The organism is Mesorhizobium sp. M1A.F.Ca.IN.020.03.2.1, from assembly GCF_004023205.1.
In the GTDB taxonomy this organism is placed as follows: domain Bacteria; phylum Pseudomonadota; class Alphaproteobacteria; order Rhizobiales; family Rhizobiaceae; genus Mesorhizobium.
The window spans coordinates 1-13186 of the sequence record NZ_RZSV01000061.1; the positions used below are offsets into that span (position 1 = coordinate 1).

Genomic DNA, 13186 nt, shown 5'->3' on the forward strand with positions numbered 1-13186 from the left:
GGGCTGGGGCGCTTGATGTCGCACTGGGGACCGGTGGCTGTTGAGGCTCGTCAAGGGGGGCTTCAGCGCTTTGCAGTTCGGTCGCGGGGGTAGGTTTGCTGTCGTCGCGGACACTCTGGTCATCCTGGCGTGGGCTGGTGGCCGCCACGATATCCGGCGCGGAAGTGGCTTCCTTGACAGCCTGCGGCGGAAGCTGAGGCGTCGGAGGCTCGCTTGCTGGTTCCTGCGCTTCGACCGGCGGAGCGGGCTGCGCGGACTGGCGTTTCACCGGCTGCGGATCGGGCACCAAGGTGACATCCACGGCGCCGGACGACTGGTCGTCCAGGGCGCTGCCGGTGACGTTGGCGCCGGACTGATCTGTGCCCTCGGCCCGAATCGCGTCCATGGAGTCGAATATCCCGGCAGGCGCGAGCAGGAACGCGGCCGCCGCAGCGCCATGGAGCAGGCCGGAAGCGATGATCGCCACCGGCCATTTGCGATGCCCGACCGATTGCCGCGGCTGCATGAGCGGCTCGGCCGGCGTGATCGCCGGTTCGCTGCCTGCATCGGAGGAGTGATTGATGTCCTGCATGTCTCGCGCCGAGACCTGCCGTACGCGATAAGAAATTGTCAAATCAAGATCGGTTGCCGCCCATGGCCCACGCCATGGCATCTCCTGGCGGGCCGGATGCAATCCCCACCTCTATACGCCGAAGGCGATGGCGGTTTTAGTCGAGGTTTTCAGGTCGCGCATGCAGGCCGTCGGCTCGACGCCGGTTCCAGCGCATTCCGTCGCGCTGTTGATCAGCACGCGGCGGAGCTTGCCGCAGTCGGCGCCCGCGAGATCGAAGCGCGTGACTTTCGTCTTGCCGACCGGCAGGTCCTTGAAATCGAGCACGGTGAGGCGGTCGACAACGCCGGACTCCTTGAACAGCGCGATTTCGAAAGCGGACTTCGACAGGTCGGCGCCGAGCGCGTTGTTGACGACGAACGTCAGCCGGCAGCCCTTGTCCGAAGGCTGCACGGCGTTGAGTTCGAGATTAAGGGCCGGCGCTGGCGCGGACTGGCCGCGCGCCGGCACCGGGCCGAGCGACATCGCCAGCGCCGAGGTCAAGAGACGGAGCGACGTCGTCAAGTTCATGGTTCTCAGCCTCCAAAGCACATGGTTGCCGCAAGCTTCAGCGTGATGCCCGGTTCATAGAGGACGGCAGTCGTGCTTGCGTTGAGCGGATTGGTGTATTTGACATCGAACAGATTGTCGGCGCGGACGTCGAGCTTGAGGTTGTCGGTCGCCTGGTAACTGGCAAAGGCATTGACCAGCGTATAGTCCTTGGCCACCGGATTGCCCTTGGGCTTGCCGTTATATTGCACTTCACCGCCGACGGTGAGCCTGTCCTCGAGGAAGCGAAGGCCGAGCTGCGCCGTCACCTGCGAGGAGGGAATGGTGGCAAGGTCGGCCCGCTCGCCCTCATACGAGATGGTGTGGCCGTTGATGATCGAGGCTGAGAAGCCCGCATAGCCCCAGCCGGCGTCATAGACGCTTTCCAGTTCAAAACCGTTGATCTTGGCCTTGGCGAAGTTCTGGTACTGGAAGCAGATCGGGATGCCGGGGCCGAACGGGCAGCCGCTGGTCGGGTCGAAGGCCGACAGCGTGACGCCGTCGATATAGTCTTCGACATTGTTGTTGAAATAGGCGGCCTTGAGCCGCAGAGCGTCGCCGCCTTCGAAAATGTTGTTCTGCTTGTAGTTGACGCCGAACTCGACGGTCTTGCCGGTCTCAGGCTTGAGATTTGGATTGGGCAGGAAGGGGAAGGTGACGCCGGCCGGATGGTTACCGCTGATCAGCGTCTCCGTCAGCGAGGGTGAGCGGTAGCCTTCCGCATAGGTGCCGTAAAACTGCAGGCCGGCGAGGTCAGCGCTTTCGAAGGGCGATACGCCGACGGTGATGCGCGGCGACAGCCGGTCGCCTGATGTCTCGTGCTCGGAGTCCTTCAGGCTGTACCTGTCGTAGCGCAGGCCGGTGATGACCTCCAGCCATTCCCAGGTCAGCTTGTCCTGGACATAGGCGCCGGAGACGTTGCGCTTACCTGACGGCGTGTAGAAGCTGTCGCCGCCGGCTGTGCCCCCGGTTTCGACGTCGTCGCCGACCCAGTCACCGTCGTAAGTCAACTCATGCGCAATGCCGGCGGTCTCGAATCGCGACGTGTTCCATATGTCGATGCCGGTCGTCCCGACATCGAAAGTCGAGAGCGACCCGGCGGGCAGCACCACGGGCAGGCCGGTCGTCGGATCGAAACGGTTCTGCGGGACGAGCGTCGTCAGATCGAGAAGCGTCTTGTTGGAAGAGGCGTTGATGTGGAGATCGAGCCAGCTTTTGGCATCGTCGGTGATGTTGTAGCGGGCGGTGAAGGTATTCGATTTCAGGTCGACATCGTTGGCCGGAACGCCGCCACTGGTCTCTGTCCACCCGTCCTTCGAGCCGACCCAGCCGAGCTTCAACTCGCTGTTCTCGGTCGGGCGAATGGTGGTCTTGAGCAGGCCGCTCAGCACGTCGAAGCCGGTGCCGGCAACGGTGTCGCCGCCACCGTTCTTGTAGTCGCCGTAGTGGCGGTAGACGATGTTGCCCAAAACGTCCCAGTTCTCGTTGAAGCGATAGGCGCCGCTAGCGCTGGTGGTCCAGCCCTTGCCATTCGTTTCATAGCGACCGGTGGCGGAAGCCGCCCAGCTTTCCTCCGGCTTGAGGAAATCTCCGGCGTCCTTGGTTTCGAAGAACACCACTCCGCCGATGGCGCCGGAGCCATAGGTGTTGGCGACCGGGCCGCGGATCACGTCGACGGATTTGATGAGCTCGGGATCGACATAGAAGGTCGACTGCGTGCCGTGGTCGGAGCGCTGGAAATCCTGCCTGGCGCCGTCGACGATCACCGCCACGCGGCCGAAGTCCTGCAGGCCGCGGATGTTGATGCTGGAGCTGACGCGTCGCGCGTCGGCCTGCACTGCAACTCCCGGCACGCCAAGCAGCATCTCGGTCGGCGTCGTTGCCATGCGGCGCTCAAGCTGTTCCTTGTCGACATGGCTGGCCGAGGCCAGCGACTGGATCGCCGTCTCGCCGGTGCGGCTAATGACGAGGATCTTGTCGAGCAGCGTCGAGTCGCCTGCACTTTTCTGGTCAGTCTTCTTTGTCTGGTCGCTCTGCTGGTCAGCCGCCGGCTGGGTGGCCTGTTGCGCTTTGGCCGCCGGCATACAGAGCGCGATTGCCGCCGCGCCAGCCAGCAAGGCCGCCATTTCCTTCGCCATCGGCCGATCTGTCGGCCGTCCCCAATTCACCAACCCCATGCCCCAACTCCAGATTCTCAGGCTCGATGCTGGCTGGCGCGGGGCTCGCTCGCATTTTTGATCGCGTCCGGCGTCTTAAATGTTGACTCATTTAGTCCGGTAATGCACGACTAGTAAACATGAGAAATCGAGTCAAGAATTTAATCGGCATTTGACGAGGCGACCAGCCCGGTGGCCGGCACAGGAAAAAGGGACCGAATGAGATGAACAGCCATAACCCAAGCGACTTTCGCTACCGCGGCCGCCGCTCCGACGACGTGCCCGCGCGTTTTGACCGCGTGGCGATGTCAGTGCGCACGCTCTCCAGCAACGCGCTGTTCCAGGGCGAGCATGAGATCGGCATCGAACATCATGGTGCTCTCTACCGTCTGAAGATCACCCGCCAGGGCAAGCTGATCCTCAACAAGTAAGCACGATCGGCAGACGAACAGGGCAGACAAAAAGTGGGCAGGTGGACGATATGGACCAACGCGTGAAGCCGTCGCCGGACGAGATCCGGGGTTCGCGGGAAGACAATCCGAAGATGCGCGAGCGCGATTTGGCGGCCCAACTCGGCATTTCGGAAGCAGAGCTGGTCGCGGCACATTGCGGCCATGGCGCCGTGCGCGTCGAGCCGCGCGTCAATGACTTGCTGAGCGGCCTCGAAGCGGTCGGCGAAGTGATGGCGCTGACCCGCAACGAAAGCGCCGTGCACGAAAAGATCGGCGTCTACGACAAGGTCGTCACTGGCAATCACAACGCCATGGTGCTCGGCGAGAACATCGACCTGCGCATCTTCCCGAAAGTGTGGGCACATGGCTTTGCCGTCGAGAAACGCGACGGGGGCGAGATCCGCCGCAGCCTGCAGTTCTTCGATGCGGCCGGCGAGGCCGTTCACAAGGTGCATCTGCGGGCAGCCTCGAACCTCTATGCTTACCAGAAGCTGATGGCGAGCCTTGAATCGTCGAACCAGGAGCCGACGATCGCAATCGCCTCAAGCGCGCCGGAGGACGAAGTGGAGGTGCAAGCCTTGGTAGCCAGCATCGACGACCTCCGCGACCGCTGGAGCCGGATGACCGACGTGCATCAGTTCTTCGGCATGCTGAAGACCCTGAAGCTCAGCCGCCGTGAGGCGGTGCGCATGGTCGGCCAGGACTATGCATGGCTGCTCGACAATGATGCCGTCAGCGCCATGTTTCACCACGCGGCGGAAGGCGAGATGCCGATCATGTGCTTCGTCGGCAACCGCGGCTGCATCCAGATCCATTCCGGCCCGATCAAGTCGGTCAAGCCGATGGGACCGTGGATCAACGTGCTCGACGAGACCTTCCACCTGCATCTGAGGACCGATCACATCCATGAAGTCTGGGCGGTGCGCAAACCGACCAAGGATGGCCATGTCACGTCGCTCGAGGCTTATGACGCCAAGGGGGGCATGATCATCCAGTTCTTCGGCAAGCGCCATGAAGGCGAGGGCGAGCGCGAAGACTGGCGCCTCCTGGCCGAGAACCTGCCCCGCATCCCCAGCCCGACCGCTGCATGAGGCGAGACTCGATGCGTGTCGTTCACCGTTTCCGCTCTGGGCTTGCGCTGCTGGTCGGCGTTCTGCTTGCCGCCGCCGCTCTGCCTGCCGGAGCCGATGAAGGTAGGGCCGTCTTCTCCGACACCTCGCGGATTGCCTCCATCGGCGGCTCGATCACCGAGATCGTCTATGCGCTCGGCGAGGAAGGTCATCTCGTCGCCCGTGATTCGACCAGCTCTTTCCCGCAAGCCGCGCAGAAATTGCCTGATGTTGGCTATATGCGCGCGCTGTCGCCGGAGGGCGTTCTGTCGGTCAATCCATCGGGGATTCTAGCCCTGCATGGCAGCGGCCCGAAGGAAACCGTCGACGTGTTGAAGAAATCGAGCGTGCCCTTTATCGAGGTGCCGGAGCGCTACAGCCATGAAGGCATCCTCGAAAAGATCCGCACCGTCGGGAGGGCGCTGGGAGTTGAGGCTAAGGCGGAGCAGCTCGCTGCGGAGACGGACGCGAAGCTGAAGTCGGCCGAAAAGCAGACGGCCGCGATCAAGGAGCGCAAGCGCGTGCTGTTCGTGCTGTCGATGCAGGGCGGCAAGATCCTGGCCGCGGGCAGCGATACGGCCGGCGACGGCATCATCAGGCTTGCCGGCGCCGTCAACGCGGTCGAGGGTTTTTCGAGCTACAAGCAGCTGTCCGACGAGGCGATCGTCACCGCAAGGCCGGATGTGCTCCTGACCATGAAAAACGCCGGTCCACCGATCTCGGAAGATGAGCTGTTCGCCAATCCATCGATCGCTTCGACGCCCGCGGGAGCTGCCCGCAAGCTGATCAGCATGGATGGCGGCTACCTGCTGGGCTTCGGGCCGCGCACGGCCGCGGCCATCCACGACCTCGCCGTCTCGCTTTACGGCAATCAGGTCACGGACTGAGCGGTGATGGCCGAACAGTCGATTGCGGGGCCGGCGGGCAGGGTGAGGGCATCCGATGGCGACCGCTCGGCGCGGGCAAGGATCGTCATCCTGCTTTTGTCTGTCGCGCTTGCGCTGTCCATATTCCTGTCGCTGACCTCGGGCGCTTCGGACGCGTCCGCCGTTCGCGTCATCCGCGACTGGCTGACCGGAGGCGTGCCGGCCGATACGGCGCTCGCCGCGCGCCACCGGCTGATCGTCTATGACATCCGCATGCCGCGCGTGCTGCTCGGCGTGCTGATCGGCGCCGCGCTCGCCGTCTCCGGCGCGGTGATGCAAGGACTGTTCCGCAACCCGCTCGCCGATCCCGGCCTGATCGGCGTTTCGGCCGGCTCGAGCCTTGGCGCGGTGGCAATCATCGTGCTCGGCACAACCTGGCTTGCGCCTGTCACGCTCGCCCTTGGCACGCTCGGCCTGCCGCTGGCAGCCTTCCTCGGCGGCCTGGCGGTGACGCTGCTGCTCTATGCCATTGCGACGCGCCACGGCCGGACGTCAGTCGCCACGATGCTGCTCGCCGGCCTGGCGATCGCCGCCCTTGCCATGGCGCTCACCGGCATACTGGTCTTCGTGGCCGACGACAGGCAATTGCGCGACCTCACCTTCTGGCAGCTCGGCTCGCTTGGCGGCGCCACTTGGCCGAAAATCGGCACGGTCGGACCGGTGATCTTGCTGGCACTGGCGACGATGCCGTTTCTGTCGCGCGGCCTCGATGCGCTGGCGCTCGGCGAGGCGACCGCCGGCCATCTCGGCATTCCGGTCCAGCGGCTGAAATACACGGCCATCGTCGGCGTGTCGGCGGCGGTCGGTGCGTCGGTCGCCGTCAGCGGAGGCATCGGCTTCATCGGCATCGTCGTGCCGCATCTGTTGCGCCTCGCCATCGGTCCGGAAAACCGCTACCTGTTGCCGGCCTCGGCCTTGCTCGGCGCCTCGCTGCTTCTGCTTGCCGACGCGGTCGCCCGCACCATCGTCGCTCCGGCCGAACTGCCGATCGGCATCGTCACGGCAGTGGCGGGCGCGCCGTTCTTCCTGTGGATCCTGCTGCGCAAGCGCGGCGTCATTGATCTGTGAGCAGCCGATGATCGAAGCCCGGGACATCTCCGTAGCGATCGGCTCCAGGCGCATCGTCTCGCATGTCGATTTCACGGCGCGGCCGGGCGAGGTAACGGCAATCGTCGGGCCCAATGGCTCGGGCAAGACGACGCTGCTCAAGGCGCTGACGGGCGAGCTCTCCTATACCGGCACTGTCATCCTCAATGGCCGAGACCTGGTTTCCATGAAGCCGGTGGAGGCAGCGACGCATCGCGCCGTGCTGCCGCAGTCCACCACGCTGTCCTTTCCCTTCACGGTGCTAGAGATCGTTCGTCTCGGCCTGATCGGCGGGCGTTCCGGGGTGCTGCCCGGCGAGGATGCGCGCTTGCCCGAGCGGGCGCTGGCGCGTGTCGATCTCGACGGCTTTGCCTGCCGCTTCTACCAGGAGCTTTCAGGCGGCGAGCAGCAGCGCGTCCAGCTTGCCCGTGTGCTCTGCCAGGTCTGGGCGCCGGTGCTCGAGGGCAAGCCGCGCTACCTTTTCCTCGACGAGCCTGTCTCCAGCCTCGACGTCAAGCACCAACTGATCATCATGAATATTGCGGGCGATTTCGCGCGGCGCGGCGGCGGCGTGGTGGCGATCCTGCACGACCTCAATCTGACGGCCATGTATGCCGACCGGATTTTCGTGCTCTCTCGTGGCCAACTGGCTGCCGCCGGCTCGCCGCAAGAGGTGCTCAATGACGAGCTGATCGAAAAGGTGTTCGACTGCCGGCTCAAGGTCGGCGCACTGCCTGCTGGAAGCGTTCCGTTCGTGTTGCCGCAATCGGCAGCTTAGGCAGCCGGGGCGCGCTGCTCCAGGAGATCGATGCCAAGCAGGTGGCGCACATTCGGGCGCGCGGCGACGAGGTCGGCGATCGTGTAGCGGGAGAGCACGGCGAAGAAGGCATTGAGCGCTTCGCGCAGTGCCGAATTCAAGGCGCAGCTGTCGACCAGCGGGCATTCGGCGGCGTCGTTCTCGAAGCACTCGGCCATGGCGAAGCTCTCTTCGGTGACGCGCACGACGTCGAACAGGCTGATCTGCTCCGCCGGGCGGCCGAGCCTGACGCCGCCATTGCGGCCGCGCACCGTCTCGACCAGGCCGGCCTCGACCAGCGGCTGCAGGATCTTGAACAAAAACAGCTCCGAAACCGAATAGGCGGTGGCGATCTCGGGGATGCGGCTCAGGCGGTCGCTGTTCGCGGCGCAATACATCAGTATGCGCATCGCATAGTTCGTCTGGCGCGTGAGCCGCATGGTATCCTCGCGAAATGAGCTTGGGCCGAATATGGCCCATAGTTTGGAACAATTCCAGACTGGACCGCTACATAGCTGAATAAACTTATCAACTTTTTGTGCGTGTCCGCCGCATCGCGCCGCAATGCGCTTTGAGCGAGCGTTTCCCCGGCGCAGGCCCTAGATAAGTCCGGGTGCAATAGGGAAGGCCTTTCCATGTCACAATCAGCTCAGGCCCTCGCGCCGGTTCGATTCGACGCCGATGCGCAGGCAAAGCTCTCGGCATTGCGGCGGACCAAGTTCGTCGCCGCCGCGGCGCTTGGCCTGTGCATCCTTGTCTTCGCGCTCGCCAAGTCTTTAGAGATCACCCATCCGTGGCTCGGCTTTGTTGCCGCGTTCGCCGAGGCGGCGATCATTGGCGGGCTGGCCGACTGGTATGCGGTCGTGGCGTTGTTCAGGCGCCCGCTCGGCCTGCCGATCCCGCACACGGCCATCATTCCTGAGAACCAGCACCGCATCGCCGACAATCTCGGCCGGTTCATCGAGGCCAATTTCCTTGCGCCGGAGCCCGTGCGGGAAAAGCTCGCCGAGGTCGACTTTGCCGCCCTCGTCGCCGACTGGCTGGCCGACGCCGAACGCGCCGCCGACCTGTCGCGATTCGTCGCCCGCCTGGTGCCGCAGACGCTGACCGCCGTGGAGCAGTCCGGGCTGCGCGACTTCGTCACCAGCCGCTTGCTGGAGCAGATCGAAAAAGTGCCGCTGGCGCCTTTAGCCGCGGAGCTGTTGTCGGCGCTCACCGACGACCGGCGCCACCAGAAACTGTTCGACGAGTTCACCAGGGTGGTCGGGCGCTTCCTGAACGACGAGAAGGCGCTGGCGACGATGCGCGAAAAGATCCGTGAGGAACTGCCGTCGCTGTTCAACCTGTTTCGCGCCGACGCCTATCTGCTCAAGAAGATTGTCGCTTCCGCCGGGTTGCTGCTGGAGGAGGTGCGGGCCGATCCCGATCATCCGGGGCGCGCCGAGTTCGACCGTTTCGTACTTCGCTTCGTCGAGCGGCTCAGGACCTCGAAGCAATATGCAAGGCGCGCCGAAAAGCTGAAGCGCGATTTCCTGGGCCGTCCGGAAGTCAGGGCTCTCGCCGGCGACACTTGGGCAAGCCTGCGCTTGTTCATCGAGCAGGACGCCAACGCGGCCAATTCGACGATTCGCGAGCACCTCGCCAACCTGTTCGTCGAGGTCGGACGACATTTGGCCGACGATGCCCAGATCAGGGCCGACATGAACCAGGGTTTTGTTGTGGCGCTCGCCTCCTTCGTCGAAAGCCAGAAGAGCGGCGTGTCGAAATTCATCGCCGATCAGGTCAAGCGCTGGGATCTGGCCCAGCTGACGCGGCTGATCGAGATCAATATCGGCAAGGACCTGCAGTATATCCGCTTCAACGGCATGGTGATCGGCGGTCTGGCCGGCTTGGCACTCTATACGGCGGAGCGGCTGCTTCTCCTCAATTGACGCGGACCGGGCGCGCACTATTCTCCCTAGTGGGCGCTGTAAGAGCGGCAGATCGGGAGGCGACGACATGGCAAGTCAACCGGAATCCGACTCTTTTCTGGACATCTTCAGCAGGTTCGGCCGCGACTTGAAGCTGCCGAAGGTCGACATCCAGGCGATCCTCGATCACCACCGCAGGAATCTCGAGGCTCTGGAGAAGTCGGCCCGGGCAAGCGCCGCCGGCGCGTCATCCATTCTGTCGAGACAGCACGAAATGGTGCAGGAGGCGCTCGGCGAAATTACCCGGATGGCACGCAACTACCAGCCTCCGGGCAATCCGCAGGAGTTGATGACGAAGCAGGTGGATTTCGCCAGGAAATCCTTCGAGACAACGCTGAAGAATGCCGGCGAGGTCGCCGACCTGGTTCGGAAATCCGGCACCGAATCGGTCGAAATCCTGCGCGACAGGATCAAGGACGCGATGGCGGAAATCCGGGCCGGCTACGACGGGAAGTGAGCAATCCAGGACGCCTATTCGGGTTTTCCGGATCGGGTTCAGGCGGCTGAGCAATCGGCGCGTGCGGCTGCGCGTTCGCGGCTTGCCGTAAAACCGTCAACTCTGAGGGTGAAATCGAGGCGCCGCGAATTGACAGGAGCCGCCGGTTCATGGTCGGGAGATTGGCAGAAGCCAGCAGGAAAGCAGGAATGACGGAAAATCGGCCGAGGACGCCGCCGACCTTTGAACAGTTGCGGACAATGGCCGGCCAGGAGATCGGCGTGTCGGACTGGACGACGGTCGACCAGCAGCGCATCGACCAGTTCGCCCAATGCACGGGCGACCACCAGTGGATACATGTCGATCCGGAGCGCGCGAAGCGGCAGAGCCCGTTCCGCACTACGATCGCGCATGGCTATCTGACGCTGTCGATCATCGGCGCGCTGGCGCTGGAAATGGGCATCGTGCCGGAAAACACGCAAGCCGCTTTCAACTATGGCTTCGACAAAGTGCGCTTCCTGGCGCCGGTGAAGTCCGGCGCACGTATCCGGCTGCGCACGACGCTGCTCACCATGGAAGACCGCGGCCCCGGCCAATATCTGATGAAGGCCGCGAACACCGTCGAGATCGAGGGCGAGCAGAAGCCGGCGCTGACTGCCGAGACGCTGGTGATGATGTATGAGCGCCGCAAGCGGGCAGGCGCCTAAGCTCTGCCGCTGCCGGGCTGCGATGCGGCTTTGCGGCGGGACGCCGCCATTGCACTTTCAAGCACCCTGAAGCTGCGCTCATCCGCGCATTGGGCGACGTTGAAACGCATGAAGCGGCCGGCGGAGTGCGACAGGCTGAAGGCGTTGCCGGGCGCCAGCACGACATTATCCGCCAGCGCATGGCGGGCGACATCGGCGGCGTCGATGCCGTCGGGCAGGCGGCACCACAGGAACATACCGGCCGCCTGATCGATCCAGGGCATAACGGCCATTGCTTTCAGCCTGCCGGCTGTTTCGGCCATTGCGCGCGACAGGCGGGTGCGCAACTGCTCGACATGCTTGCGGTAGCTGCCGTCCTTCAGCAGAGTCAGCACCAGTTCCGAGGAGAGCCTCCCGCCGCCGAAAGTGGTGGCGATCTTGAGGTCAATCAGCCGTTCCATCCAGTCGCGGGGCGCGGCGATGAAGCCGCAGCGCACCGAAGCCGACAGCGTCTTGGAGAAGGAACCGATCTGGACGACGCGGCCGAGGCCATCGAAGGCCGCCAGCCGCGGCGCCGGCGTGTGCTCGAAATCGGCGAAAATGTCATCCTCGACGATGGCGAGATCCGATTGATCGGCAAGCTTGAGCAGCCGGTGCGCTATAAGCGACGAGAGCACCGCGCCGGTCGGGTTGTGAAGCGCGGAATTGGTGATGTAGAGGCGCGGCTTGTGCTCGGCGAGCGCTTGCGCGAAGAGGTCGATATCGGGCCCTGAGGGTGTCATCGCGACACCGACCACTTTGGCGCGGTGCGCGCGCAGCAACGCATGGAAGTTGAAATAGCAGGGATCGTCGACCAGCACCGCATCGCCCGGCTCGAGGAGCAAGCGGCACACCAGGTCGATCGCCTGCGTCCCGGACTCGGTGAGCATGATCTGGTCCGGCGAAGCCTCGACGCCGTGCGCCGACAGGCGGCGGGCAAGCAGCTGCCGCAGTGCCGGCAGGCCAAGCGGCGTGCCGTAGTCGGCAAGCGTCGCATCGTCGGCTCGGGCGGCGCCGCGCAGTGCTTGCCGCAACGCGGCCTGAGGCATCCAGGAAGCCGGCAGCCAGCCGCAGCCCGGTTTCAGCATATCGTCGCCTGCCTCCAGGGCTTGCCGCGAGACCCAGAGCGGGTCGACGGCGCGGTCGAGCCGCGGGCCGATCTCGGCCAGCGACAGCGGCGCAAGCGGGCCGGCGGCAAAGAAGCCGGAGCCCGGCCGCGAGCGGATCGTGCCTTCCGCCGCAAGCCGCTCATAAGCCTCGACCACCGTAGACTTCGACACCTGCATCGTGCCGGCGAAGGCGCGGATCGAAGGCAAGCGCGCGCCCGGCGTCAGGATGCGCGCGGCGATCCGCTGCCGGATTGCCGACATGACGGCTTCGACGAGCGTTCCGGCATTCGTCGCCTTCGGGTCGGGCGTGTCCATCTGTACTTCCCTGTCGACCAATACAGTTTTGCGGAATTGTACCCCATTGTCTCTGGCAACGCCATGCGCTGCGCCGGTACAGAAGCGCAAACGGAGCGGATGATGGATAAGAGTTTCAACGGCTGGCTCAACGGCTTCATCGGCGTTCTGATCTTCAGCGGCTCGTTGCCGGCGACGCGCGTGGCGGTGGTCGATTTCGACCCGACCTTCCTGACATCGGCCCGTGCGGCGATCGCTGGCCTGCTCGGCATCGCAATGCTGTTCCTATTCCGCGAGAAGCGCCCGGATCGCGGCGATCTGGTCTCGCTGGTCGTCGTTGCGCTGGGCGTCGTGGTCGGCTTTCCTCTCCTGACGGCGCTGGCGCTCAAACATGTCACGGCGGCGCATTCCATCATCTTTGTCGGCCTGCTGCCGCTGGCGACGGCGATCTTCGGTGTGCTGCGCGGCGGCGACCGTCCGCGCCAGGCCTTCTGGCTGTTTTCCTGCCTGGGCAGCACGCTAGTCGCGGGTTTCGCGCTGTCGCAAGGCGTGACCGCCTCACCGGTCGGCGACGGGTTGATGCTCGCAGCCATCATCGCTTGCGGGCTGGGCTATGCGGAAGGTGCGGCGCTGTCGCGCAAGCTCGGCGGCTGGCAGGTGATCTGCTGGGCCTTGGCGCTGTCGCTGCCGGTCATGTTAGCGCTGAGCTTTGCGACCCTGCCGCCGTCTTTTGCCGCTGTCGGCTCCGGCGCATGGATCGGCCTCGGCTATGTCTCGCTGTTCAGCATGCTGATCGGCTTCGTGTTCTGGTATCGCGGCCTGGCGCAGGGCGGCATCGCCGCGGTCGGGCAATTGCAACTGCTGCAGCCCTTCTTCGGCCTGGCGCTCGCGGCGAGTCTGCTGCACGAGCAGGTCAGCCCGCTGATGGTGGTGGTCACGCTCGGCGTGGTGGCCTGCGTGTTCGGGGCGAAGAAGTTCGCCAGGTAGGG

Annotated in this window: 13 protein-coding genes and 1 pseudogene; 9 read left to right on the forward strand and 5 right to left on the reverse strand. The window is 64.5% G+C overall.

What is annotated here, in order from left to right; all coding sequences use genetic code 11:
• The 3 genes and pseudogenes from EOA79_RS12500 to EOA79_RS12510 all read right to left on the reverse strand — a co-directional run.
• Positions 1–571 (reverse strand): annotated as a pseudogene (locus EOA79_RS12500) (energy transducer TonB); the annotation flags it as partial.
• Between the two features lie 111 nt (positions 572–682).
• Positions 683–1120 carry a hypothetical protein gene (locus EOA79_RS12505; protein ID WP_095825641.1) on the reverse strand — a complete coding sequence of 146 codons (438 nt, stop codon included), beginning with the start codon at positions 1118–1120 and terminating at the stop codon, positions 683–685.
• Positions 1121–1125: 5 nt separating this feature from the next.
• Complete coding sequence (locus EOA79_RS12510; RefSeq protein ID WP_128293038.1) at positions 1126–3315, reverse strand: TonB-dependent hemoglobin/transferrin/lactoferrin family receptor; 2190 nt, start codon at positions 3313–3315, stop codon at positions 1126–1128.
• Between the two features lie 203 nt (positions 3316–3518).
• On the opposite strand from EOA79_RS12510, the gene hemP reads away from it, so the two are divergent.
• From hemP to EOA79_RS12535, 5 genes are read left to right on the forward strand one after another with little or no spacing between them, the layout of a single operon-like run.
• Positions 3519–3725, forward strand: a complete 207-nt coding sequence (gene hemP, locus EOA79_RS12515) for a hemin uptake protein HemP (RefSeq protein WP_066999851.1) — start codon at positions 3519–3521, stop codon at positions 3723–3725.
• A 50-nt stretch (positions 3726–3775) separates the two neighbouring features.
• Positions 3776–4837: a hemin-degrading factor gene (locus EOA79_RS12520; protein WP_095825711.1), complete on the forward strand. Its 1062-nt coding sequence runs from the start codon at positions 3776–3778 to the stop codon at positions 4835–4837.
• 11 nt (positions 4838–4848) lie between these two features.
• A complete protein-coding gene (locus EOA79_RS12525) occupies positions 4849–5742 on the forward strand; it encodes a hemin ABC transporter substrate-binding protein (RefSeq protein ID WP_095825639.1) in 894 nt (297 codons plus the stop codon).
• 6 nt (positions 5743–5748) lie between these two features.
• Positions 5749–6849, forward strand: coding sequence for an iron ABC transporter permease (locus EOA79_RS12530; protein ID WP_095825638.1), 1101 nt, complete (start codon positions 5749–5751; stop codon positions 6847–6849).
• A gap of 7 nt (positions 6850–6856) precedes the next feature.
• Complete coding sequence (locus EOA79_RS12535; RefSeq protein WP_095825637.1) at positions 6857–7645, forward strand: heme ABC transporter ATP-binding protein; 789 nt, start codon at positions 6857–6859, stop codon at positions 7643–7645.
• Here the strand turns inward: EOA79_RS12535 and rirA are convergent.
• Positions 7642–8103 (reverse strand): iron-responsive transcriptional regulator RirA, encoded by a 462-nt coding sequence (rirA, locus tag EOA79_RS12540; protein ID WP_066999863.1) that lies wholly within the window; start codon positions 8101–8103, stop codon positions 7642–7644. The two genes, EOA79_RS12535 and rirA, sit on opposite strands and share 4 nt — an antisense overlap.
• Before the next feature lie 195 nt (positions 8104–8298).
• On the opposite strand from rirA, the gene EOA79_RS12545 reads away from it, so the two are divergent.
• The 3 genes from EOA79_RS12545 (at position 8299) to EOA79_RS12555 (ending at position 10776) form a co-directional block, all read left to right on the forward strand.
• Positions 8299–9594 carry a DUF445 domain-containing protein gene (locus EOA79_RS12545; RefSeq protein ID WP_127245678.1) on the forward strand — a complete coding sequence of 432 codons (1296 nt, stop codon included), beginning with the start codon at positions 8299–8301 and terminating at the stop codon, positions 9592–9594.
• Between the two features lie 67 nt (positions 9595–9661).
• The gene (gene phaP, locus EOA79_RS12550; RefSeq protein WP_095825635.1) at positions 9662–10090 is read left to right on the forward strand and encodes a TIGR01841 family phasin; all 429 of its coding nucleotides are present in this window, start codon (positions 9662–9664) and stop codon (positions 10088–10090) included.
• 188 nt (positions 10091–10278) lie between these two features.
• Positions 10279–10776, forward strand: coding sequence for a MaoC family dehydratase (locus EOA79_RS12555; protein WP_066999871.1), 498 nt, complete (start codon positions 10279–10281; stop codon positions 10774–10776).
• On the opposite strand, the gene EOA79_RS12560 is transcribed toward EOA79_RS12555, so the two are convergent.
• On the reverse strand, positions 10773–12218 hold the full coding sequence (locus EOA79_RS12560; protein WP_095825634.1) for a PLP-dependent aminotransferase family protein: 1446 nt from the start codon (positions 12216–12218) through the stop codon (positions 10773–10775). The two genes, EOA79_RS12555 and EOA79_RS12560, sit on opposite strands and share 4 nt — an antisense overlap.
• Before the next feature lie 102 nt (positions 12219–12320).
• On the opposite strand from EOA79_RS12560, the gene EOA79_RS12565 reads away from it, so the two are divergent.
• Positions 12321–13184, forward strand: coding sequence for a DMT family transporter (locus EOA79_RS12565; RefSeq protein ID WP_095825710.1), 864 nt, complete (start codon positions 12321–12323; stop codon positions 13182–13184).
• Positions 13185–13186: the final 2 nt, after the last annotated feature.